The organism is Catenibacillus scindens (assembly GCF_014202115.1).
Lineage (GTDB): Bacteria > Bacillota > Clostridia > Lachnospirales > Lachnospiraceae > Catenibacillus > Catenibacillus scindens.
In genome coordinates this window covers 1-24,208 of the sequence record NZ_JACHFW010000013.1, presented here as the reverse complement: position 1 = coordinate 24,208, position 24,208 = coordinate 1, and the positions used below count along the sequence as shown (strand labels likewise).

Annotated in this window: 20 protein-coding genes, 2 tRNA genes, 1 rRNA gene and 1 riboswitch; all 23 genes read left to right on the top strand. The window is 48.1% G+C overall.

Going from position 1 to position 24,208, the window contains the following annotated elements:
- Positions 1-4: 4 nt before the first annotated feature.
- Complete coding sequence (locus tag HNP82_RS13665) at positions 5-2,515, top strand: AAA family ATPase (protein ID WP_183775621.1); 2,511 nt, start codon at positions 5-7, stop codon at positions 2,513-2,515.
- A 150-nt stretch (positions 2,516-2,665) separates the two neighbouring features.
- On the top strand, positions 2,666-3,799 hold the full coding sequence (locus tag HNP82_RS13660) for a sulfur globule family protein (protein ID WP_183775619.1): 1,134 nt from the start codon (positions 2,666-2,668) through the stop codon (positions 3,797-3,799).
- Positions 3,800-4,094: 295 nt separating this feature from the next.
- Positions 4,095-6,668, top strand: a complete 2,574-nt coding sequence (gene secA, locus HNP82_RS13655; protein ID WP_183775617.1) for a preprotein translocase subunit SecA — start codon at positions 4,095-4,097, stop codon at positions 6,666-6,668.
- A gap of 315 nt (positions 6,669-6,983) precedes the next feature.
- Positions 6,984-8,109 (top strand): peptide chain release factor 2 gene (gene prfB / locus HNP82_RS13650; RefSeq protein ID WP_408609662.1). Its coding sequence is split into 2 segments (ribosomal slippage): positions 6,984-7,058 and positions 7,060-8,109, totalling 1,125 coding nucleotides; the frame shifts between segments, so codons are not numbered across the junction.
- A gap of 134 nt (positions 8,110-8,243) precedes the next feature.
- A complete protein-coding gene (locus tag HNP82_RS13645; protein ID WP_183775613.1) occupies positions 8,244-8,861 on the top strand; it encodes a hypothetical protein in 618 nt (205 codons plus the stop codon).
- Between the two features lie 98 nt (positions 8,862-8,959).
- Positions 8,960-9,403, top strand: coding sequence for an ACT domain-containing protein (locus tag HNP82_RS13640; protein WP_183775611.1), 444 nt, complete (start codon positions 8,960-8,962; stop codon positions 9,401-9,403).
- Between the two features lie 4 nt (positions 9,404-9,407).
- Positions 9,408-10,619 carry a homoserine dehydrogenase gene (locus HNP82_RS13635; RefSeq protein ID WP_183775610.1) on the top strand — a complete coding sequence of 404 codons (1,212 nt, stop codon included), beginning with the start codon at positions 9,408-9,410 and terminating at the stop codon, positions 10,617-10,619.
- 25 nt (positions 10,620-10,644) lie between these two features.
- Complete coding sequence (locus tag HNP82_RS13630; protein ID WP_183775608.1) at positions 10,645-11,868, top strand: cofactor-independent phosphoglycerate mutase; 1,224 nt, start codon at positions 10,645-10,647, stop codon at positions 11,866-11,868.
- 30 nt (positions 11,869-11,898) lie between these two features.
- Entirely contained in the window at positions 11,899-13,107 is a 1,209-nt protein-coding gene (locus HNP82_RS13625) for an aspartate kinase (protein ID WP_183775606.1), read from the top strand.
- 137 nt (positions 13,108-13,244) lie between these two features.
- Positions 13,245-13,505, top strand: coding sequence for a hypothetical protein (locus HNP82_RS13620; protein ID WP_183775605.1), 261 nt, complete (start codon positions 13,245-13,247; stop codon positions 13,503-13,505).
- Positions 13,506-13,602: 97 nt separating this feature from the next.
- The gene (locus HNP82_RS13615) at positions 13,603-14,463 is read left to right on the top strand and encodes a prolipoprotein diacylglyceryl transferase (RefSeq protein ID WP_183775603.1); all 861 of its coding nucleotides are present in this window, start codon (positions 13,603-13,605) and stop codon (positions 14,461-14,463) included.
- Between the two features lie 84 nt (positions 14,464-14,547).
- The gene (locus tag HNP82_RS13610) at positions 14,548-16,692 is read left to right on the top strand and encodes a Tex family protein (protein ID WP_183775601.1); all 2,145 of its coding nucleotides are present in this window, start codon (positions 14,548-14,550) and stop codon (positions 16,690-16,692) included.
- Positions 16,693-16,740: 48 nt separating this feature from the next.
- A riboswitch (FMN riboswitch) is annotated at positions 16,741-16,899 on the top strand.
- A 216-nt stretch (positions 16,900-17,115) separates the two neighbouring features.
- Entirely contained in the window at positions 17,116-17,838 is a 723-nt protein-coding gene (locus HNP82_RS13605; RefSeq protein WP_183775599.1) for an ECF transporter S component, read from the top strand.
- A gap of 299 nt (positions 17,839-18,137) precedes the next feature.
- Positions 18,138-18,572 (top strand): tRNA (adenosine(37)-N6)-threonylcarbamoyltransferase complex ATPase subunit type 1 TsaE, encoded by a 435-nt coding sequence (gene tsaE / locus HNP82_RS13600; RefSeq protein ID WP_183775598.1) that lies wholly within the window; start codon positions 18,138-18,140, stop codon positions 18,570-18,572.
- Positions 18,569-19,309 carry a tRNA (adenosine(37)-N6)-threonylcarbamoyltransferase complex dimerization subunit type 1 TsaB gene (tsaB, locus tag HNP82_RS13595; protein ID WP_183775592.1) on the top strand — a complete coding sequence of 247 codons (741 nt, stop codon included), beginning with the start codon at positions 18,569-18,571 and terminating at the stop codon, positions 19,307-19,309. The genes tsaE and tsaB overlap by 4 nt, the downstream gene beginning before the upstream one ends.
- Positions 19,306-19,773, top strand: coding sequence for a ribosomal protein S18-alanine N-acetyltransferase (gene rimI, locus HNP82_RS13590; protein ID WP_183775590.1), 468 nt, complete (start codon positions 19,306-19,308; stop codon positions 19,771-19,773). The genes tsaB and rimI overlap by 4 nt, the downstream gene beginning before the upstream one ends.
- Before the next feature lie 105 nt (positions 19,774-19,878).
- Complete coding sequence (locus HNP82_RS13585) at positions 19,879-20,118, top strand: hypothetical protein (protein ID WP_183775588.1); 240 nt, start codon at positions 19,879-19,881, stop codon at positions 20,116-20,118.
- A gap of 188 nt (positions 20,119-20,306) precedes the next feature.
- Positions 20,307-21,215: a ribonuclease Z gene (locus HNP82_RS13580; protein WP_183775586.1), complete on the top strand. Its 909-nt coding sequence runs from the start codon at positions 20,307-20,309 to the stop codon at positions 21,213-21,215.
- A complete protein-coding gene (gene tsaD, locus HNP82_RS13575) occupies positions 21,215-22,255 on the top strand; it encodes a tRNA (adenosine(37)-N6)-threonylcarbamoyltransferase complex transferase subunit TsaD (protein ID WP_183775585.1) in 1,041 nt (346 codons plus the stop codon). Before HNP82_RS13580 ends, tsaD begins: the two co-directional genes overlap by 1 nt.
- A gap of 25 nt (positions 22,256-22,280) precedes the next feature.
- Positions 22,281-23,030, top strand: coding sequence for a 2-C-methyl-D-erythritol 4-phosphate cytidylyltransferase (ispD, locus tag HNP82_RS13570; protein ID WP_183775584.1), 750 nt, complete (start codon positions 22,281-22,283; stop codon positions 23,028-23,030).
- A 314-nt stretch (positions 23,031-23,344) separates the two neighbouring features.
- Positions 23,345-23,430: transfer RNA gene (locus HNP82_RS13565), tRNA-Ser, on the top strand.
- Between the two features lie 52 nt (positions 23,431-23,482).
- Positions 23,483-23,571 (top strand) — tRNA-Ser (locus HNP82_RS13560).
- Positions 23,572-23,897: 326 nt separating this feature from the next.
- Positions 23,898-24,208, top strand: a 16S ribosomal RNA gene (locus HNP82_RS13555); the annotation flags it as partial.

Here is a 24,208-nt window from a genome sequence, read left to right as displayed (position 1 = left end):
GCTTATGAAAAACAGTTATTTTAGTGCGGCCACAAGCCGGATATTTTGTTATTTCGGTGAGATTTTTGATCTTTTCACAGATGAATCGCTGGTGCCCATGTCCCTGCCTCAGCTGCTGCACCAGGATCTGAGATGCCAGGGATATGAGCGCATTATCTTTTTAGATTATACGGAAGGGGTCACTTTTCTGGACGCGGCATCCAGAAAGCTGTTTCAGGGGAAAAGCGCCGTACCCCGTGTTCATGGCGCCACAAAGGGAAAACTTTTATCCAATCGCGGCGCGGCTGCTGTGAGCCAGCCGGCCCGCAGAGATTCCCTCTCCTATAACATAGCTCCCGCAGAAATGATCCGCTATGCCGGAGAATTTATGAGGAATGGCCTGATTAAAACAGCTATTATCTGTTCCGACGGTCTGAATATGCTGGAGCATTTGCAGCGGGAAGGCGATAACGGCTCCATGCTCAATGATCTTTTTAAAAAAATCGAGAGTATTCACGATCCCTGCAACCGCAATGTGATGATTTTTCTGTTTGACCGAAGCGAGGGCCAGGTGGCAGATTTCTTTCACGGTCAGCGCTGGACCTATGTGTGGGAGAGCCTGAAGAAACGCGCGGTGTTCCATCATATTCCGCCGGTGCCGGCACCGGAGATCCGCCTGGCCCTGCACTATTTGCGGCTGGCGGGCATTGGCGGAAAACGGCTGGAGCTGGATCAGGATCATCTGGAAGATATCTGCCAGATGATTGCGGGAAAGATCCAGCGAAATATTAATGAGGGGGAGACTGGAGCCAAATATACCGGAACAGAAGAATTGTCCGCCTGCCAGCTCAAGGCATTGATGCAGCATTTACTTGATCATTTTATGGCGCCCGGGAAAATCCTTAACCTGGAAGCATGTCAGAAGATGTGCGGACAGGACATGAAAAAGCCTGCCATGGAGCAGTTGGATGAGCTGACAGGGATGCAGGAGCTGAAAGAAAAAATCCGGGCGTATATTGGTAAGTACCACGGAGAAACGGAAAAACAGGTACAGCCCCTGCGGCTGGAACCGCCTGCCTGTGAGGGGAAAAAAGCCGGACCTAATCTGCATTTTGTCATTACTGGCAAAAAGGGGACAGGAAAAAGTACGGCAGCGCGCCTGATCGGGGAGATTTTTGGGGAATATGGCCTGCTGCCGTCCGGACATATGGTGGAGACCCAGCCCAGCAAGCTTATTGGCCAGTATATCGGACATTCCGAGGCGAATATGCGGGACGCCATTGAGCGGGCCAGAGGAGGGGTGCTGTTTATTGACGAGGCATACGGCTTTGCCGCCAGCGGCCATGAAACCAACAGCTATCACCAGGGTATGGTCAATGAGCTGGTGGCCAGCATGACCTCACATCCGGGGGAATATGCGGTAGTTCTGGCAGGATATCCCGATGAAATGGAGCATATGTTTTCCACAGTGAACCCGGGACTCAGGGAGCGGTTTGGCAACCATATCCATATTGAGGACTATTCTCCCGAAGAACTGGCGTGTATCTTCCGCAAAAAGGCTCATGACCGGGGGCTGTCTGTTTCAGGAGAGTTAGATCACATGATCGTGGATTTCTTTGGCAACTGGTATGCCGATTGCCAGGATGACTGGGCCAATGGGCGCAACGCGGAAAATCTGGTGAATGATATGGCAGTGGCTGCCTGTGACCATGTGCTGACGCCGGAGCTGCTGCCGGCGCAGCTGCAAAAATACGCTTCCGATGAGCAGCAGCAAAGCGTTAAGCAGCAGTTGGCGCAGATGGTCGGCCTTTCAGGCGTCAAACAGACGATACGTGATTTTGAGAATAAATTGCGTTACAGTGACAGGCAGAACAAACGCAACTACCATTTTGTCTTTGCGGGGAATCCCGGCACAGGCAAGACAACGATTGCCGAGATTTTCGGCCATCTGCTCAAAGGCGCGGGGGTACTCAAAAGCGGAACCGTGCGCAAGGTGGAGGCGGGCAGCCTGATCAAAAATCCGGATGCCCTGGCCAGGGAAATCAGCAGATGTAAAGACCGGGTACTGCTCATTGACGAGGCGTATCAACTTTTGCAAAACCCTTATCTTATTGATCAGTTAGTGGAAAAGACTAATCCGGATAAGACGGAATTTCCTTTTTGCGTGGTATGTACCGGCTATGAAGACAAAATGAAAACTTTTATGCAATACAATGAAGGCATGGCACGCCGCTTTCAGGTAATTCATTTTGAAGATTACACGCCGGAAGATCTTTTGCAGATTCTTTGTATCGTGCTAAAAAATAAATATGGGAGATATGGCGTGACCGAGGGATTTTTACATGCCTCTCTGGCTCATTTTCAAAAATATAGGGATATTATCGGGGAAAAATATAACGGCGGCTATATCGGCCGGTATTTAGATGAAGTGGAAAAAATTCTCTACCGCCAATTTAATACTGTCTATGAAAATGAACAGCCTCCGGAAGACGCCTATTGTTTTACAGATTCATCAGTTCCGGATTATCTTGTTTAAAACCCCGCTGAATCATTCACACCCGCAGCCGTGCGGCAGGCGCATGGCTGCGGGTGCGGCATGTAATAAAACCAGCTCTGCGGTTTACAGAACTTTATAAAAAAAATTGACAAATGCGGCAAAGTGTAAGAATATATAAGAGTGGAAAAAATGAAAGAGAACACAGATCCGCAGGTCTGTGTAGTGCATAAAGAGAGAAAGGAGATTGTTATGGAAAATCAATATGGAAGCGGTCCGGGTACATATGAAGGAAACACCAACCCCTATGGCAGCAATTATGGAAATGGGCAAAACACAGGCCCCTATGGCGGCGATTACGGAAATGGGCAAAACACAGGCCCCTATGGCGGCGCTTATGGAAATGGGCAAAACACAGGCCCCTATGGCGGCGCTTATGGAAATGGGCAAAATACAAGCCCTTATGGCAATTATTACGGTACTGGCCAGAATGCCGGCCCTTATATGAACAATACAATGTATGGGGGCTTCGGAGGCGGTTTGGGTCAGCAGCAGCCGGGAGCGGCGGTGGCAGCAGTGCGCGAAACAGGAAGATCATTTCCCTTCTTGTTCGGCACTATCTGCTATAGTCTGGCTTGCGTTTTAAGTATTGCCAGCCTGTTTTTTCCAACAGTCAGTGATATCTATCATATGGATATTAATGTTCAGAGTGTACAGATAGGCTCATTTGTGGGCTGCCTTCTCCTTGGAATCACCGTGCTTGGTATGTGGCTTTTCTTTGCTAGCTGCGCCGGTTCAAAGCCGGTCCCTTCGACGGTGGGAATTACCCTGACACGGGGCGTGGTGATCACAGAGATCGTATTGATTTCAATTATGATCGGGATCGTAGCCATTGTCTCATGTATGCTCCTTTTCGGCGCGTCCTTTTTAAACAGCTCCCTGCGCTATTATAGTGGAGATTTTACACCTATGGCAATGATAGGCATTGTGGCTGTGGTTATATGCGTCGTGTTGGCTGTCTGTATTCTGATGCTCATCTATCAGGTTAAGATTCTCAAGACGACCAAGGTGATCCGCAATACGTTAAGGACAGGTCAGGTACAGGGGAATGTTTCCATGTATCATATTGTCTTTAATTTTATTATGGTTGCTTTTTATGTGATTACTATTGCCGGCAACTTTATCAACACATATTATGTGGCTAGTGTTGTGCCGGCGATGATCCAGTCTCTTTTAATGATTATTTCTTACATCTCTATCACTGTCAGCCTTCTTATGCTGCGGTCCAAATTCAAGATGATTACAGATCCGTTCCAGGGGTGCTGACCTGGAAATAAGACATCCGGAGTCCAGAGGGCGCCGGATGTCTGTGCGTTATTACATATAAGCCGGTGTTATCCGGCCGGCGCATTATTGCTGTTCACGGTGGAACAGTAACACGGTCTGGGCTTTCATCTCAAAATCTATTTACAAATACCATAGACTAGTGTTAAAATAAAAAGTATTCAGCCTGAGGCAGGGCTGCAGTGGGGCTGCTTCAGGGCTGGAATGTTACCTAACGTTTATGCCGCGGGAAAGGGCGGCGGCATTAAGGTGAAAATAACAGGAGTGAATATTTGGAATGAAACTGATGGAAAAAATTCTGGGAACGCACAGTGAGCGCGAGCTTAAACGTGTGTATCCTTTAGTCGATAAGATTGAAGCCTTGGGGCCGGAGATGAAAAAACTCTCCGACGAGGAGCTTCGTCAGAAAACTCAGGAGTTTAAAGATCGTCTGGCCAAAGGCGAGACACTGGATGACCTTTTAGTGGAGGCTTTCGCAGTAGTGCGTGAGGCAGCGGACCGTGTCCTTGGCATGCGCCATTACCGGGTGCAGCTCATTGGCGGCATTATTCTCCACCAGGGCCGTATTGCCGAGATGAAGACCGGTGAAGGAAAGACTTTAGTATCCACCCTCCCGGCCTATCTTAATGCCCTGGAAGGCAAGGGCGTCCATATTGTAACTGTCAATGACTACCTGGCGAAGCGTGATGCCGAGTGGATGGGGTCTGTCCATGAGTTTCTGGGACTGACTGTAGGCGTTATTTTAAACAGTATGTCGCCGGATGAGCGCCGCGCTGCCTATGCCTGCGATATTACCTATGCCACAAATAATGAACTTGGATTTGATTATCTGAGAGATAATATGGTCATTTACAAAGAGCGCCTTGTACAGCGAGACCTTAACTTTGCCATTATCGACGAGGTGGACTCTGTGCTTATCGACGAGGCCCGTACACCTCTGATCATTTCCGGACAGAGCGGAAAGTCTACAGAGCTGTACCGTGTCTGTGATATCCTGGCCCGCCAGCTTGTCCGGGGCGAAGCCAGCGGCGAAATGACAAAGATGACCGCCATCATGGGCGAGGAGATCACCGAGACCGGGGATTTCATTGTCAATGAAAAGGAAAAGACCATTAACCTGACCGAAGAGGGCGTTCACAAGGTTGAAAAGTTTTTCCATATTGAAAACCTGGCGGATCCGGAAAATCTTGAGATTCAGCATAATATTATCCTGGCTCTGCGCGCTCACAATCTGATGTTCCGGGATAAGGACTATGTTGTTAAAGACGATGAAGTTCTCATTGTTGATGAGTTTACCGGCCGTATCATGCCCGGCCGCCGCTATTCTGACGGCCTTCATCAGGCTATTGAGGCCAAGGAGGGCGTGAAGGTGAAGCGAGAGAGCAAGACCCTTGCCACCATCACTTTCCAGAATTTCTTTAACAAATATAAAAAGAAATGTGGTATGACAGGTACAGCTCTCACAGAAGAGAAGGAATTCAGAGACATTTACGGTATGGATGTGATCGAGATTCCTACCAATAAACCGGTCATCCGTAAAGATCATCATGATGCCGTTTATAAAACCCATAAAGAAAAGATCAATGCGGTCATCGAGGCCATTGAGCAGTGTCATAAGAAAGGACAGCCGGTCCTTGTGGGTACTATTACCATTGAGGCGTCTGAGGAGATCAGCAACCTGCTGAAAAAGCGGGGCATTCCTCATCAGGTCCTCAACGCCAAGTTCCACGAGAAAGAAGCAGAGATTGTGGCCCAGGCCGGACAGTATGGGGCTGTGACCATCGCCACCAACATGGCCGGCCGTGGTACTGATATTAAGCTGGGCGAGGGCGTGGCAGATGTGGGTGGCCTGATGATCATCGGTACAGAGCGCCATGAATCCCGCCGTATTGACAATCAGCTCAGAGGACGTGCCGGACGTCAGGGCGATCCCGGCGAGTCCCGATTTTATATTTCTCTGGAGGACGATCTGCTCCGTCTCTTTGGCTCAGAACGTCTGATGAACATTTTTAACTCCCTCGGTTTCCCTGAAGGAGAGGCTCTGGAGCATAAAATGCTCACCTCTGCCGTAGAAAAAGCTCAGATGAAGATTGAGTCCAACAACTACGGTATCCGTAAAAACCTTCTGGATTACGATGAAGTCATGAACGAACAGCGTGAGATTATTTACGCGGAGCGCCGCAAAGTTCTCGACGGCGAGAGCATGAGGGGCGTTGTGATCCGTATGATCGGCGATACGGTGAAAGAGACTGTGGACAAAGTAATCCACGATTCTGTGCCTTCCTCAGAGTGGGATATTGCCGAATTGAACAACGTTCTTATTCCTATGATTCCTCTGGAGCCGCTGTCCACGGAAAAAAGCGATTATGACGGCATGACCAAGGACAAGCTTGTGGAGCAGCTTAAAGAGAAAGCTGTGGCTTTATATGAGGCTAAGGAAAAGGAATTTCCTGAAATTGAACATTTGAGAGAGCTGGAGCGTGTGGTACTTCTCCGTGTCATCGACCGGAAGTGGATGGATCATATTGACGATATGGACCAACTCCGCCAGGGCATTGGCCTTCAGGCGCTGGGCCAGAGAGATCCGCTGGTAGAATATAAATTTGCCGGTTACGATATGTTTGATGAACTGATCGCGGGAATTTCCCGTGAAACGGTTTCAGTGCTGATGCATGTGCGCATTGAGCAGAAAGCGGAGCGTGAGGAAGTGGCCAAAGTAACAGGAACTAACAGAGACACATCTGTGGCCCAGGCTCCGGTGCGCCGCAGTGCCGGTAAAGTTTATCCAAACGATCCATGCCCCTGCGGCAGCGGTAAAAAGTATAAACAGTGCTGCGGCCGCAATAAGTAAACAGTAACGGTCCGGCTGTCTGCTCCGGATAGCCGGTCTGCTGTATAGAAAATGGACGCCTGCGCGTCCGTCTGGCCTGTGCCGTTACTATTCACAGTCCCCTCCACGCTGCATTCGCAATCCCGCCTGCTTTGCAGGCTTTGCCGCTGCAGCAGCAGCTTAAAATTGCTCATTTGGTGGAGGTTCCTGCTTTGCAGTTCGATTTGAAGCAGTTACCCATCTTCTTACGAGTAAGCTCGACGAATCTGTGTATTTGCTTCAAATCGACTGTGAATAGTAACCTTGTGCCAAAAAATTAAGAAAGAGGTGATTTTAGTGGTTGAATTAGACCAGTTCAAATTTACACTGGGCAATTATAAGCAGCCTCTGATCGAAGTGAGGGATTCACTTTAACTTAGCTGCAAAAGAAGCCCGTATTCAGGAGTTAAACAATATCATGGAGGAACCGGGATTTTGGGATAATCCGGAAAAATCCCAGGAGGCCATGAAAGAACTTAAAAACCTGAAAGATACTGTGGAACAGTATCAGAAGCTGTCCCAGGCCTATGAGGATGTAGAGACTATGATCGAGATGGGCTACGAGGAAAATGATGACAGCCTGATCCCGGAGATCCAGGAGATGCTGGACAGCTTTGTCAATGATTTTGAAACATTAAAGATTTCCACCCTGCTTTCCGGAGAGTATGACCATAATAATGCCATTCTTACCCTCCACGCGGGAGCCGGAGGCACGGAAGCCTGCGACTGGACCAGTATGCTGTTCCGTATGTACAGCCGCTGGGCTGAAAAGCACGGATATTCCACAGAAGTGCTGGACTATCTTGACGGCGAGGAGGCGGGAATTAAAACCGTGACGATCCAGATTAATGGTGAGAACGCTTACGGATATTTAAAATCCGAGAAAGGCGTACACCGTCTGGTGCGGATTTCCCCGTTTAACGCCAACGGCAAGCGCCAGACTTCCTTCTCATCCTGCGAAGTAATGCCAGAGATTGAAGAGGACCTGGATGTTGAGATCAATGACGATGATCTGCGCATTGATACTTACCGTTCCAGCGGCGCCGGCGGACAGCATGTTAATAAGACGTCCTCGGCTATCCGTATCACCCATCTCCCCACTGGAATTGTTGTGCAGTGCCAGAATGAGCGCTCCCAGTTCCAGAACAAGGATAAGGCGATGCAGATGCTCAAAGCGAAGCTGTATATGCTTAAACAGCAGGAGAATATGGAAAAAATGTCCGGTATTCGCGGCGAGATCTCTGAGAATGGTTTTGGAAGCCAGATCCGTTCCTACGTCATGCAGCCCTATAAGCTGGTGAAGGATCACCGGACAAATATGGAGATCGCCAATGTGGACAGCGTTATGGACGGCAATATTGATCCTTTTATTAACGCTTACTTAAAGTGGATCAATACTCAGCCGGAAGATATGGAAAATTAACAGAGATCAAAAGCAATCCGATGCGGGAACATTATAGCTGTATTATATGGCGGAACTGTTTCTGTCCAGGGTTGCTTTTGTTTTATCAGATGGGAAAGACCTTTGAGAGCGTCTTGATGGTGAAGAGTATGAATATGCATAAAGTATTGGAAAATTTTATTGCCCGGTATTTTGAAAAAAAGCTGATGCCTGGAATCCGGAAAAAGTACCGGGAGATGGAGGAAAAATATGGCGCGTCCGGTGCCGGGGATGGAGAATTGGGGAAGGATTATTATGTAAACTCCTTTGGCTTTCAGACAGAATTTATGATGCGTTATATGACCATCGCTTTTGGGATCGTATGCCTGTTTCTTGTGGCGACGGCCTTTAGGATTGGCGGGGACGCCTGGAACGGCGCTGGGATCTTCGGTGTGTTTTTCGGTATTTGCCTGATTCTTTGGGGTATTTGCAGAATCCGTAGAGGCTATATTGTATATAATACTCGCTGGATCAGCGTCAGCCGGGGCGGCCACTGGGCCGATGAGACGATGGACCGCTTATCCGGGATTAGTGTTACAGGCAATCTGACACTGACTTTTGGAATAGAAAAGAACACGGCAAGGAAGATATCTATTCCGCTGGAAGGCGGACAGTACATGGATTTTACCCGGTTTCTGGAAAAAAACTTCTCCCAGGTGATCGCCGCGATCCCGGAAAAAGTTTATGCCAGGGCAAAACGCAAACATGGGTCGTCCTGGGGGAATCAGATGTAGACTATGCATGAAAAACAGGTTGCATTTCCCGGATAAATATGGTACTATCTTCCTTGCGAGAACAATTGTATTTGTTAGACGAACAAAGGTGGTCAGCAATGAGTGAAGATATTAAATATTACGTGGTTAAGAAGAAAGCTGTGCCGGAGGTGCTTTTAAAGGTTGTTGAAGCGAAGCGTCTCCTGGACTCTGAGAAGGCCATGACTGTCCAGGAAGCGACAGAGATGACCGGAATCAGCCGCAGTTCTTTTTACAAATATAAAGATGACATTTTCCCTTTCCATGACAATGTGCGTGGACGGACGGTAACGCTGATGCTTCAGCTTGACGATCAGCCGGGACTTTTATCCAATGTGCTGAATCATATTGCCCGGTGCAGGGCCAATATCCTTACCATCCATCAGGCCATTCCCGTCAATGGAATTGCTTCACTGACACTGAGTATTGATGTGCTCTCCACAACCGGCGACATATCTGCACTGGTGGAAGAAATTGAGGGGCTTGAGGGGATTCATTACATTAAAATATTAGCTAGGGAGTGAAACGATGGTTAAAATTGCAGTTTTAGGGTACGGAACCGTAGGAAGCGGCGTTGTGGAGGTGCTGAATACCAATCACGACAGTATCGCGAAGAAAGCCGGAGAGGCTATTGATGTAAAATATGTTCTGGATTTAAGAGATTTTCCGGGAGATCCTATCCAGGAAAAAATCATCCATGATTACAATATTATTTTAAATGATGATGAAGTTCGTATTGTGGTGGAAGTCATGGGCGGCGAGGAGCCGGCATGCACTTTTGTTAAACAGGCGCTGATGGCGGGGAAACATGTGGCCACATCTAACAAAGCCCTGGTGGCCAGTCATGGAGCCGAGCTGGTTGCTATTGCCAGAGAACACAATGTGAACTTTATGTTTGAGGCTAGCGTCGGCGGTGGGATCCCCATCATCCGGCCTCTTCTGGCGTCCCTGACAGCCGACGAGATCGAGGAGATTACCGGTATCTTAAACGGTACAACCAACTATGTGCTGACAAAGATGGGCGAGGACGGCCTGGAATATGAGGATGTTCTCAAAAAGGCTCAGGAAAAAGGCTATGCGGAGCGCAATCCTGCAGCGGATGTGGAGGGCTATGACGCATGCCGCAAAATTGCCATCCTCGCTTCTCTGGCCTATGGCCACCAGGTAGATTATGAAGATATTTACACTGAAGGTATCACAAAGATCACAGAGAAAGATTTCCTTTACGCCAAAAAGCTTGGCGTGGCCATTAAACTTCTGGCCACATGCAGCCGCAGCGGCGAAAAAGTATTTGCTATGGTATCCCCCATGATGATTGGCCAGGATCATCCGCTGTATAATGTCAGTGGTGTATTCAACGCTATTTTTGTTCGGGGAAATATGCTTGGCGACGCTATGTTTTACGGCCGCGGCGCGGGCAAGCTTCCCACAGCCAGCGCGGTTGTGGCGGATGTTGTGGAGGAAGTCCGTCATATGAATACAAACATCCGCCTCACATGGAACCCGGAGAAACTTCATCTTGCCGATATGAAAGAGGCGTCCCACCGGTTCTTTGTCCGTGTGTCCGGCAGCGTCAGTGATAAAGGGGAACAGGTGTCCCGGATTTTTGGAAACGTGTCCTTTGTGCAGGCTGTGGACGGGGAGTTTGGTTTTGTCACTGAAAACATGGAAGAAAAAGTGTTTGATGAAAAAGCTGCCCAGATTGACGGTGTGCTGATGCGCATTCGGGGCAATTTCTAAGGCGTGGAAAAGTGAGGAAAGCATCATGAAATACGTGATTATTTTAGGTGATGGAATGGCCGATGAGCCTATAGAAGCACTTGGTGGAAAGACGCCTTTAGAGTACGCCGCCACTCCGGCTATGGACCGGCTGGCAAAAATGTCTCAGATCGGCATGGCAAAGACCATTCCTGACGGTATGCAGCCGGGGAGCGATACCGCCAATTTATCGGTGATGGGTTATGATCCAAAGATTTACTATACCGGACGTTCCCCGCTGGAAGCGCTGAGTATCGGAGTGGACATGGAGCCGGAGGATATTGCCCTGCGGTGTAATCTTGTGACTCTTACAAAAGAAGAGGAAAATTACGAAGACCGAAAGATCATAGATCACAGCTCCGGGGAAATCTCCACAGAGGACGCGGCTGTTCTATTAGAGGCGGTCAGGGAAGCTCTGGAAGATGATATTTACAAATTTTATGTAGGAACAAGCTACCGCCACCTGACCATCTGGAAACATGGCCAGGTTGTTCCTCTGGAGGCGCCCCACGATCATTTAGGACAGGTTATCGGAGCATACCTCCCCAAAGAAAAAGTACTTTACGAAATGATGAAAAAGAGCTATGATATTCTGGCGAATCATCCAATAAATATCCAGAGGGAAAAAGAGGGGCTTAATCCTGCTAATTCCATATGGTTCTGGGGAGCGGGAACCCGCCCGGCTCTCACCTCCTTTAAAGAGAAAACCGGCAAGGACGGCGTTATGATCTCAGCGGTAGACCTGCTTAAAGGCATTGCTGTAGGCGCTTCCATGGAGAATATCCAGGTGGAAGGTGCCAACGGAGGGCTTCACACCAACTATAAAGGAAAAGCTCTGGCAGCAGTAAAAGCGCTGACCCAGGACGGCAAAGATTTTGCCTATATCCACATTGAAGCGCCCGATGAGATGGGACACCAGGGCAGTCTGGAGAATAAGATCGAGGCTATTGAGAGCATTGACCGCTATGTGGTGGACACGGTGGTCAGTGGATTGGACGCCTCCGGCGAGGCGTACCGCCTTATGATCCTTCCCGATCACCCAACGCCTCTGCGCACCCGGACCCACAGTTCGGAACCGGTGCCCTTCCTTCTCTACGACAGCAGAGCGCCCCGGCAGGAGCAGTGGCTTTATAATGAACGGGAGGCAAAGACAGGCGGACTGTATGTGGCGGCCGGCCACACACTCATGGATATGTTATTGGAAAATGTTGCTGTGAACAGTGACAAATGATAGCGTAACTATGAGGTACAGGAGGCTGACATGTTAATTGTTAAAAAGTTCGGCGGCAGTTCAGTAGCCGATAAAGACAGGATTTTTAATGTAGCCAGGCAGATCAGCGAGTCCTACAGGGAGGGCAATAATGTAGTTGTCGTCCTCTCGGCGATGGGAAAGACAACAAATCATCTGATCGCCCAGGCCAACGACATTAATCCACGTGCCTCCCGCAGGGAACTGGATATGCTATTAACCTGCGGTGAGCAGATCAGTGTGGCCCTTATGGCAATGGCCCTTTCATCTCTGGGAATACCGGCGGTTTCACTCAACGCCTGGCAGGTGGCCATGCACACCAACAGTGCCTATGGCAATGCCCGTCTGAAAAATATTGACACAGAGCGGATCGCGGCGGAGCTGGAGTCCGGGAAAGTTGTTGTTGTCACAGGTTTTCAGGGGATTAATAAGTATGATGACTATACTACTCTGGGACGGGGCGGCTCAGATACTACAGCGGTGGCCCTTGCAGCGGTCCTTGGCGCGGATGCCTGCGAGATTTATACGGATGTGGAAGGAGTCTATACCGCGGATCCCCGCGTTGTGCCAAACGCCCGGAAATTGAAAGAAATTACTTATGACGAGATGCTTGAAATGGCGTCTCTGGGGGCGAAGGTTTTGCACAACCGGTCTGTGGAGCTGGCCAAAAAATATGGTGTGCAGCTCATTGTCCGTTCAAGTCTTACCCCGGCGGAGGGAACAGTGGTCAAGGAGGTTGTTAAAGTGGAAAAGATGCTTGTCAGTGGTGTTGCTGTGGATGAAAATGTGTCACGGATCGCGGTTATGGGGCTGGCCGATGTGCCGGGGACGGCTTTTCGCCTGTTTAATCTGATCTCCCAGAAAAAGATTAATGTGGATCTTATTGTACAGTCTGTCGGCTATGAGGGCACAAAGGATATTGCTTTTACTGTATCTTCCGACAATGTGAACGATGTTGTCAGCCTTCTGGAACAAAATAAAGAAATACTTCAGTATTCTTCCCTGGAAATCAGTTCTGATGTGGCTAAAATTTCTCTAGTGGGCAGCGGGATCATGTCTACGCCGGGCATGGCCAGCAAAATGTTTGAGGCTCTCTACGATGCAGGGATCAATACCCGTATGATCTCCACATCTGAGATCAAGATTTCTGTTCTCGTGGACAAGCGCTATGCCCATAAGGCCATGATCGCTGTCCATGATAAATTTCAACTGGGCGAATAAAGATTTGTTCTTTTGGCTTGGTTCAATCTCTGAACAAATGCTCTCCCCTTATCTTGACATTCAAAGTATGAATAGGTATAATGAAGTCAAATCTAAAATTTTTATTAAGATTTTTTAAAAACAGAGGAGGAGCTACTATGAATCAGAAACCTTCAAATGGCGCTGGCGTTGCGGCATTAGTTCTTGGTATCGTTGGTATTGTCACAGGCTGGCTTTACGGCCTTGGCTGCATTCTTGGTATTATCGCCGTAGTTATGGCAGTAATGTCCAAAAAGAATGTTGGACCTAACGGTATGGCAACAGCAGGACTTGTTTGCGGGATCATCGCTATAGTATTTGGAGCTGTATGGCTTGTTTGTACTGTATGCACCTGCAGCGCTGGTCTTATGGCGTTTTAATGAAACAAAATGTGAACAAGAGGTGAGGGAGAGGCAGACGGATGTTTCGTCTGCTTCTTTCACGTGATCTATGAGTGTCTGTGGTACAGGAGGAAAAATGTATCCTTATATCGAAATTTTTGGAAGACAGCTCACATCTTATGGAGTTATGGCCGGATTGGGATGTCTTATTGTTTTTGTGATCTCCCTTGTCCGGGTGCGAAAGCTGCGGTCCTCCCTGGACGATCAGCTTTTTTTTATCGGTTTTATTCTTGTAGGCGCCATCGTTGGGGCGAAGGTTTTGTATCAGCTCCAGCATATCAGCGAACTGTGGAGGTACGGTTCGGTGATATTCTCAAGTTTAAATACATTTCTTGAATATTTCGGCCAGGGCATGGTTTTTTACGGCGGCCTGATCGGCGGTTGTCTGGGAGCCATTGCCTATGCCAAATGTTTCAATGTGAACGCCGTACCCAATGCGGAGGCGATTATTCCATGTATCCCTCTGTTTCATTGTTTTGGACGTATCGGCTGCTTTTTAGGCGGCTGCTGTTATGGGATCGAATATGACGGTCCGTTTTCCGTGACTTTTACCCAGGCTATCGGCGGACCAAACGGAGTTCCGCTACTGCCCATTCAGCTCATTGAAGCCGGGGCTAATCTCATCACATTTTTTGTGCTTATGGCTCTGTTAAAGCGGTTTAAGCGTCCGCTCCAGGATTTTGGCCTGTATCTGGCCATCTATTCAGTGGAGCGTTTTATCTTTGAGTTTTTCCGGGGAGATATTGTGAGAGGTTCTTTTCTGTCCCTCTCCACATCCCAGTGGCTCAGCCTTATCATTCTGCCCATCGGACTATATTTTCTTTTGGCGAAAGATAATATTATTGTGAGACTGTGCCTGAATTCAAAGAAAACGGCCACCATATATAAAGGTCCGGAAAAATACGCTGCGGAGCATCAGAATTCTGCAGAAAGCTGATCGTTGTGCAAAGTGTAAAATGGTTCGACTATCTCTGGCGGCAAAACTGCTGCTGAAAATGACATTACTGAAAGGACTTACATTATGGATATTATAGAAGTACTTGCCAGGGAGCTTTCCATCCGCCCGGCTCAGGCTGAAGCTGCGGTAAAGCTCATTGACGAGGGAAATACGATTCCCTTTATTGCCCGATACCGCAAAGAGGTGACTGGTTCATTAAACGATGAGGTTCTGAGAAATCTTTACGAGCGCCTGACCTATCTGAGAAATCTTGAAGAAAAGAAGCTTCAGGTTTTATCAGTTATAGAAGAACAGGGAAAGCTGACCAAAGAGCTGCAAGAGCAGATCCTTCAAGCGGCAACCCTGGTGGCGGTGGAAGATCTTTACCGCCCTTACCGGCCAAAGCGGCGCACACGGGCTACGGTGGCGAAAGAAAAAGGTTTGGAACCTCTGGCGTCCCTTATTATGCTCCAGATGCTTAATCAGCCGTTGTCGGAGACTGCGGCTCCTTATATTTCTGAAGAAAAGGGGGTTGTCTCTGTCCAGGATGCGCTGGATGGGGCGAGAGATATTATCGCAGAGATAATCTCTGACCAGGCGGATTACCGGACGTGGATACGCAGGGCCACATTTAATGAGGGAAAAATTGTCTCAAAAGCCAAAGAAGAGAAGAATATGTCGGTTTATGAGATGTATTATGATTTTCAATCCCCTGTGTCAAAAATGGCAGGATACCGTGTTCTGGCCATTAACAGGGGAGAAAATGAAAAGATACTTACAGTCCATGTAGAAGCGCCTGAAGAAAAGATTTTACAATGGCTGTGCCGGCAGGTGGTGAAAAAGGATAACCCCAGCACAACGCCATTTCTTAAAGAGGCGGTGGAGGACAGCTATAAGCGCCTTATAGCTCCGGCCATAGAGCGGGAGATCCGCAGTGAGCTGACGGAGAAAGCCCAGGAGGGGGCCATTAAAGTTTTTGGAAAAAATCTGGAGCAGCTTCTGATGCAGCCGCCTGTTGCCGGGCGAACGGTTCTTGGCTGGGATCCGGCGTTTCGTACCGGATGCAAGCTGGCAGTTGTCGACCCTACGGGGAAAGTGCTGGATACGGTAGTGATTTTTCCCACAGAGCCGCAGAAAAAGGTGAAGGAGTCCAAGGAAATCCTCAAAAAGCTTATAAGAAAATACGGCATTACGCTGATCTCTCTTGGAAATGGCACCGCCTCAAGGGAGTCGGAGCAGGTGATTGTGGAACTTTTAAAAGAGTTGGATACACGGGTGGAATATGTGATCGTTAATGAGGCCGGTGCCAGCGTTTATTCTGCCAGCAAACTGGCCACGGAGGAGTTTCCCAACTTTGACGTGGGGCAGCGCAGCGCCGCATCTATTGCCCGGAGACTTTTAGATCCCTTGGCTGAACTGGTGAAAATTGATCCAAAGGCGATCGGCGTGGGACAATACCAGCACGATATGGATCAGAAAAAGCTGGGCCAGGCTTTATCCGGGGTGGTGGAGGACTGCGTCAACAAAGTGGGCGTGGACTTAAACACCGCCTCTGTGTCCCTCCTGGAATATGTTTCCGGGGTTACAAAAACCATAGCCAAAAATATTGTGGCTTACCGGGAGGAAAACGGCCGCTTTACAGACCGGAGTCAGCTCCTTAATGTGTCAAAGCTCGGACCGAAAGCTTTTGAGCAGTGCGCGGGGTTTATGCGCATATCCGGGGGCGCTGAGCCTTTGGACGCCACAAGCGTTCATCCCGAATCCTATGAGGCGGCCCGCCAGCTCCTTAAAAAATTGGGATATACTGAGGCGGATATTGGCGGCGATAAGGTGAAGGGCCTGGGGAAATCGGTGAAAGACTGGAAGCAGACGGCCCAGGAGCTGAATATTGGTGAAATGACATTAAAGGATATTGTCCGGGAGTTAGAAAAGCCAGGGCGTGACCCCAGAGACGAGATGCCAAGGCCGGTGCTGCGCACGGATGTTTTAGAGATGAAGGACCTTAAAGAGGGGATGATCTTAAAGGGAACGGTGCGCAATGTTATTGATTTTGGCGCCTTTGTGGATATCGGCGTACACCAGGACGGACTGGTGCATATTTCCCAACTGACAGACAAAAAGTTTGTGAAACATCCCATGGAAGTTGTCAGCGTTGGAGATGTTGTGGATGTTAAAGTCCTCAGTGTGGATATGGAGCGCAAGCGAATACAATTGACAATGAAATTGTAAACTTGCAACTTGCCTCATATCGTGGTATGATATATAAGAAATTGAAAAAATCGTTTTCGGGGCAGGGTGAAATTCCCGACCGGCGGTATAGTCCGCGAACTGTTTTAAAAGTGGGTGGCTTATATAGTCAGTATCCACGGATTTTAGTACAGTTGATTTGGTGAGATTCCAAAACCGACAGTAAAGTCTGGATGAGAGAAGACGGCATGAATGCGTGTGTAAGTTATTGATATGCCCCGGTATTTTGTACCGGGGCTTTTTCTGTGAGGATGATTTTATGTAACAGTTCAGGACGGCCTATGGCCGGGCAAGAAGATGTGCTGTTTTGAACAGTTACAATTTTACTATCTTATAACTGACATTGATTCATGGCAGCCGGAAACTTTGACTGCTTTCGGAAACAGAGAAAAGGAGAGACGACTTATGAATTTAGGAAAGCTGTGGGAAGATGCCAGAGGGCATGTGGAATTTGTTGTTGTGGTGATTGTCATTGTGGCAGCAATCATCGCTCTTGCGGTCATCGCTGAGAAATTTCTGTTTAAGGAAAAAAAGTCCAAACGGTTTAAAACCCGGAATATTGCTGTGGTGGGGATGCTTTCGGCGATTGCCCTTGTACTGTTTTTATTTGAGATTCCCCTGCCTTTTGCGCCCAGCTTTTATGAACTGGATTTCAGCGAGCTTCCCGTACTGATCGGTTCTTTTGCCCTGGGCCCTGTGGCCGGTGTTGTTATCGAACTGTGTAAGATTTTGCTAAAGCTGGTGATCAAAGGGACGACTACGGCTTTTGTCGGGGATTTTGCCAATTTTATTGTGGGCTGCAGTATGGTTGTCCCGGCGGCGATCATTTATCACCGGTTCCGCACGAAAAAGGCGGCTCTGGTCAGCCTGGTAACAGGAACTGCGATTATGACCGTTTTTGGCAGTGTGTTTAACGCCTTTTACCTTCTTCCCGCTTTCGCGGATCTCTACGGTATGCCTCTGGACAGTATTATCGCCATGGGGCAGGAAATTAACGGAAATATTAACAGCGTGGCAACTCTTGTATTGTTTGCCGTTGTTCCTTTTAATCTCCTTAAAGGCGCTGTCCTTACCATTCTCACCATGCTTTTGTATAAGCATATCAGCCCGATTATTAAAGGGCATTAAGGCGCGGACTGCCCTATTCCTGATGGCTGAACTGGGCTGGGGGGGAACAGTTCAGCCCGCGCCATTCGCAAAGCCGCGCTAACGCGCTGACCCGCGGCTGCGCCGCTCCTTTGCTCATTATCGGCGCTCCGCTCATCAGGAATAGGGCGGTCCGATTCTTATGCAAGCATAAATCATCCCGCCTATTCCTGATGGCTGAACTATTACAAATATTGTCATTTATTTTCCGGTGTGTTATAATACAGCAAGATAACGCACCGGATTTTTTCTGGGACGGATAGAGAGAGTGGATTAAGAACATGATTGAAACATTCAGTGCGAAAGAGACTTTTGAAGTGGGACGCCGCCTCGGAAGCGGGGCAAAGCCGGGAGAAGTATACTGCCTTCTGGGGGATCTTGGTGTGGGTAAGACGGTGTTTACTCAGGGATTTGCCAAGGGCATTGGGATTGAGGAGCCGGTGTCTAGTCCTACGTTTACAATTTTGCAGGAATATGATGAAGGGCGTCTGCCTTTTTACCATTTTGATGTGTACCGCATTTCGGATCTGGAGGAGATGGATGAGATCGGTTTTGAGGATTATATCTACGGCTCCGGCGTGTGCCTTATTGAGTGGGCCAACCTGATCGAGGAGCTGATCCCGCCTTTTGCAAAGACGATTACTATTGAAAAAGATCTGGATAAAGGATTTGATTACAGAAAAATCATTGTGGAGAAAGGAGAAATGAGACGATGAAGATACTGGCGATTGAAAGTTCCGGCCTTGTTGCCTCAGTGGCTCTTTGGGCCGATGGCTGTATTATGGGGGAGTTTTCCACCAATTTTAAGAAGACTCATTCTCAGACGCTCCTTCCAATGCTGGATAAAATGATGAATACGCTTGGTATGGATGTCAGCGAATGCGACGCCATCGCGGTTTCTGCCGGTCCGGGGTCTTTTACCGGACTTCGCATTGGCAGCGCTACGGCGAAAGGTATCGGTCTCGCATTGAACCTTCCGATTATTGAGGTTCCCACAGTAGACGCCATCGCTTACAATCTTTTTGGAACTGACCGGATTGTATGTCCGCTGATGGATGCCCGGCGGCAACAGGTCTATACGGGTTTGTATACTTTTGAGGGAAGCGAGATGAAGGTTCTCTGTCCCCAGAAAGCAGTGAGTATTGACGAGATTTTGGAGGAAGTTAATGCACTTGACCGTCCTGTGATTTTTAACGGGGACGGAGTGGCAGTATATAAGGATGCCATCGCGGAGAAATGTTCAGTGTCGTGGTGCATTGCGCCGGCCCATGCCGCTGTCCAACGAGGCGGAGCCCTGGCGGCTTTGGCGGCAGATAACTGGAAGAATAAACAGGAGTGTGTGGTCAGTGCCAGAGATCATAAACCGGATTATCTTCGTCTCTCTCAGGCTGAGCGGGAGCTGGCCGCCAAGATGGCTCTTAGAGAAAAGACAGAGGAACAAAAGTTAAGATGAATGAATCCATTGAGATCACCCCGGCTGTTTTTGAAGACATTGACCAATTTATGGCGATTGAAACTCAGTCTTTCTCTGATCCGTGGAGCAAAAAGGGGTTCGAGGACGCGCTGAGTTACGATTATTCCTATATGGTGACGGCCCGATGTCTTGGAAAAGTGGCCGGGTACTGCTGCCTTTACTATGTACTGGATGAGGGAGAGATTGTGAATGTGGCTGTGGCCCCTGAGTTTCGCGGGCGTGGTGTGGGATTTTCCATGCTTTCATCACTTATTCAATATGGAAGGGAGCAGGGGGTATCCCGTTTTTTGCTGGATGTGCGTGTGAGTAACCATCCGGCCATTGCGCTATATAAAAAGTCCGGGTTTAAACCGCTGGCACTTCAGAAGAATTTTTATCAGAATCCGTCGGAAGACGCATGGCTTATGGAACTTATTACCGCTGTTTATTCCGCTGAAAATTGATTATAATGGGTATGCCGCTGCAGTTCGCTCTGTGAACAGTAACGGTGTGCCGGTATGGCTGACATGAGCTGCCTGATTTTCGCGGAAATAAGGAGGATATGAAAGATGCGTATTTTCGACAAAGAACAAAAGTTGATAAAAATCATATGCAATCAGTGTGGAACATCTGAGGATGTGGATGGGGGCCTTATGAAGAAAGAATTTGTTTCCGTGGAAAAAGAATGGGGATATTTCTCAGACAAAGACACCCAGATCCACCGTTTTGACCTGTGTGAAGCCTGTTATGACCGGCTTGTGGCAGGATTTTGCTATCCGGTAGAGTTGGAGCGCCGGCTGGAGTTATAGTCCGGCGGCCGGGAGTCCGCCTGGTGTTTTTTTGCGCCCTAAAGTCATGAGCGTCTATGCAAGGACAGTTTGTATGGCCTTTTGACGCTTGTTTTATATCATTTTTCGTAACTATTCAGCCACGCAAGCGGCGGAAATCTAAAGAGGCATGGCTGAACAGTTACCGTTTTTACAAGAAAGAGGTACTCATGTTAGATATTTGTTTGTTAGGAACCGGCGGAATGATGCCGTTGCCTTACCGGTGGCTGACATCGCTGATGACACGATATAATGGCAGCAGCCTTTTGGTCGACTGCGGGGAGGGAACTCAGATTGCTATACGGGAAAAGGGATGGAGCTTTAAGCCTATTGATGTGATCTGCATTACTCATTTTCACGGCGATCATATCAGTGGACTTCCGGGGATTTTGCTGGCTATGGGAAATTCAGAGCGCACCAGCGATCTGACCATGATTGGACCCAAGGGCCTGGAACGGGTGGTCAGCGCTCTGCGTGTCATTGCCCCGGAGCTGCCATTTAAAATAAAGTTTATAGAGTTATGCCGGCCTCAAGAACAGATCTGTATCAATGGTTATGTCATTGATGCTTTCCGGGTTAATCACAAAATTACCTGTTATGGCTACAGCATTTCTATTCCCAGAGCCGGGATGTTTGATGTGGAGCGGGCTCAGGCCAATGAGATTCCAAAGATGTTCTGGAGCCGGCTGCAAAAGGGGGAAACTCTGGAATATGAGGGGCGCACCCTGACGCCGGATATGGTTCTTGGACCAGAGCGGAAAGGGCTGAAAGTAACCTACTCCACAGATACCCGTCCTGTACAGTCTATTGTGGATAATGCTGCCGGAGCGGATATTTTTATATGTGAGGGAATGTATGCCGAGAAGGGCGATATTAATAATGCGGTTAAGTATAAACATATGACCTTTGAGGAAGCGGCGGATCTGGCAAAACGTGCCGGCGTGGGACAGCTTTGGTTGACCCATTACAGTCCTGCCCTGAATTATCCTGAAAATTTTATGGAAGGTGTAAGGAAGATTTTTTCAAAGGCCATTGCGGGGAAGGATAAAATGTCCGCAGAACTGAATTTTGAAGACTGATGAAAGGAAATAGGGATATGGATAAAGATATTTTAATCCTTGCAATAGAGACGTCCTGCGATGAAACTGCGGCGGCTGTAGTGAAAAATGGCCGGGAAGTTTTATCCAATGTGATCTCTTCACAGATCGAACTTCATAAATTGTACGGCGGCGTGGTTCCAGAGATTGCCTCAAGAAAACATATCGAAAAGATTAATCCAGTCATTGAGGAGGCGCTGTCTACGGCGGGAGTGACGTTAGATGATCTGGATGCTGTTGGTGTCACTTACGGTCCGGGGCTTGTAGGCGCCCTCCTTGTAGGGGTTGCCGAGGCAAAAGCTATCAGCTACGCGAAACATTTGCCACTGGTAGGCGTACATCATATCGAAGGGCATATTTGTGCAAACTATATAGAAAATAAAACACTGGAGCCGCCTTTTTTATGTATGGTTGTTTCCGGCGGTCATACCCACCTTGTTATGGTCAAGGATTATGGAAAATATGAGATTCTGGGACGGACAAGGGACGACGCGGCCGGGGAAGCTTTTGATAAAGTGGCCCGTGCTATCGGCCTTGGCTATCCGGGAGGACCAAAGATTGACCGGCTGGCAAAAGAAGGCAATCCTAAAGCCATCTCTTTTCCAAAGGCTCATGTAGACGGGGCTCCGCTGGATTTCAGCTTCAGCGGCTTAAAATCATCTGTGCTTAATTATATTAATTCCTGCAAGATGAAAGGGGAGCCTATTGTGGAGTCAGATATCGCCGCATCTTTTCAGGAGGCTGTGGTCAGCGTTATTGCTGAAAAGACGATGCTGGCCGCTCAAATGTACGGTATTGATAAAATATGTTTAGCCGGAGGCGTGGCCTCCAACTCTGCCCTGCGCAGCAGGATGAGGGAGTGCGCGGATGCCAATGGATTTCTGCTTTTTTATCCGTCACCGATTCTGTGTACAGATAATGGAGCAATGATCGGAGCGGCTGCCTACTATGAATATATGGCTGGAACGCGTCATGGATTAGACCTTAACGCGGTGCCTAATTTAAAGATTGGACAGAGATAATTAGGGATGGAAAGGAAGAAACCAGATGAAGGATGATTCCAGGGAAAGAGATAGTGGACGGAAATTAAATATTGCGGCGGTTGTTCTCGCCGGAGGTCGTGGGACTCGTATGGAGAGCGATATCCCTAAACAGTATATGGCGATTGACGGGTATCCGGTCTTATATTACTCGCTGAAAGCCTTTGAAAACAGCTCTGTGGACACGGTTGCTGTAGTCTGTGGAAAGGGAGAAGTTTCCTATTGTAAAAGAGAAATCGTAGATAAGTACCATCTAAGCAAAGTAAAGTTTATTGTTGAAGGCGGTGAGGAACGGTATCATTCTGTTTTTAACGGACTAAAGGTGGTTTCTGACAGCGATTATGTGTTGATCCATGACGGGGCAAGGCCCTTTATTACAGAAGGGATCATTTCAGACAATATCTCTGCGGTCGTTGAAAAACGGGCATGCGTTACAGGGGTACCTAGCAAGGATACTGTTAAGATTGCCGACGGGAAAATGGCTGTGGCCAGCACACCGCCCCGGGAAAATGTGTGGATCGTTCAGACCCCTCAGACTTTTGAGACATCCCTGATCTACAATGCCTATGAAAAACTATTAAAAGAAGGAACTGTTCATGAAGAAGGAACTGTTCATGTGACGGATGATGCCATGGTTATTGAAAAGGTTTATGATCTTCCGGTCTATTTTGTCATGGGAGACTACAAAAATATTAAAATCACAACGCCGGAAGATTTGCTGATCGCCCAGGCGTTCTTGTCCCAGGAGACTATTTGAAAAGCAGCGATGGCCGTACTGTAAGCATAGCGTTGTTTTGTCCTTATACGGATATAAAACATGCCAGCAATCGTTGATAGCTAAATTAGAGAAGTAATAGTTTTGAGCGCACCATTCCTGGTGATTGAGCGATTAAAAAAAATTGAAAATTGGTATTGACAATTAATGACAGTAATGGTAAGATATCTATTGTCGCGAGCGCGGCGAGTAAGAAAAAGATAAAAATATTGCAAAGAATTGATGAAGAAAAAAGTTAAAAAAGTTCTTGACAAAGATTGATTCGATGTGATATAATATCTGAGCAAAACGCATCCGGAGAGGTGTCCGAGCGGTTTAAGGAGCTGGTCTTGAAAACCAGTGACTCCGAAAGGGGCCGTGGGTTCGAATCCCACCTTCTCCGCTAGCAAATCAAAGGATTTGCGTATATATTGTAAGAGACAGTCGGATTACTTGGAGAAGTACCCAAGAGGCCGAAGGGGCTCCCCTGGAAAGGGAGTAGGTCGTTAATAGCGGCGCGAGGGTTCAAATCCCTCCTTCTCCGTTGGTTACTTACAAAAAGTAATGTGACCATGAACATTGATAATTAAACAATAAAACAATCCCGAAAATTCACAAAGATTTCGATGAGCGTTTTGAACGATCGTCGAAATGCCCGAAACTCTGAACGAAAGATTGTGAAGAGTGCCGGGGAGCGAATTTCAAAGAACAAAAACCAAAGTAAAGAACGGGAATAATGACAGCGAGTTGTTGTTCTGGTTCAGGATTAACGGGGGAACATCTTTTAACTAAACTCGCTGCAAAGCAGCTCGTTAAGGGAAAAGATATTGGTTCGACTAAACTCGAAAAGACCTCGTTAAGTCGAGACTCAAACATGAGAGTTTGATCCTGGCTCAGGATGAACGCTGGCGGCGTGCTTAACACATGCAAGTCGAACGAAGCAGTTTCAAAGAAGCCTTCGGGCGGAAATGAGATTGACTGAGTGGCGGACGGGTGAGTAACGCGTGGGTAATCTGCCTCATACAGGGGGATAACAGTTAGAAATGACTGCTAATACCGCATAAGCGCACAGAGCTGCATGGCTCAGTGTGAAAAACTCCGGTGGTATGAGATGAGCCCGCGTCTGATTAGGTAGTTGGTGAGGTAACGGCCCACCAAGCCGACGATCAGTAGCCGACCTG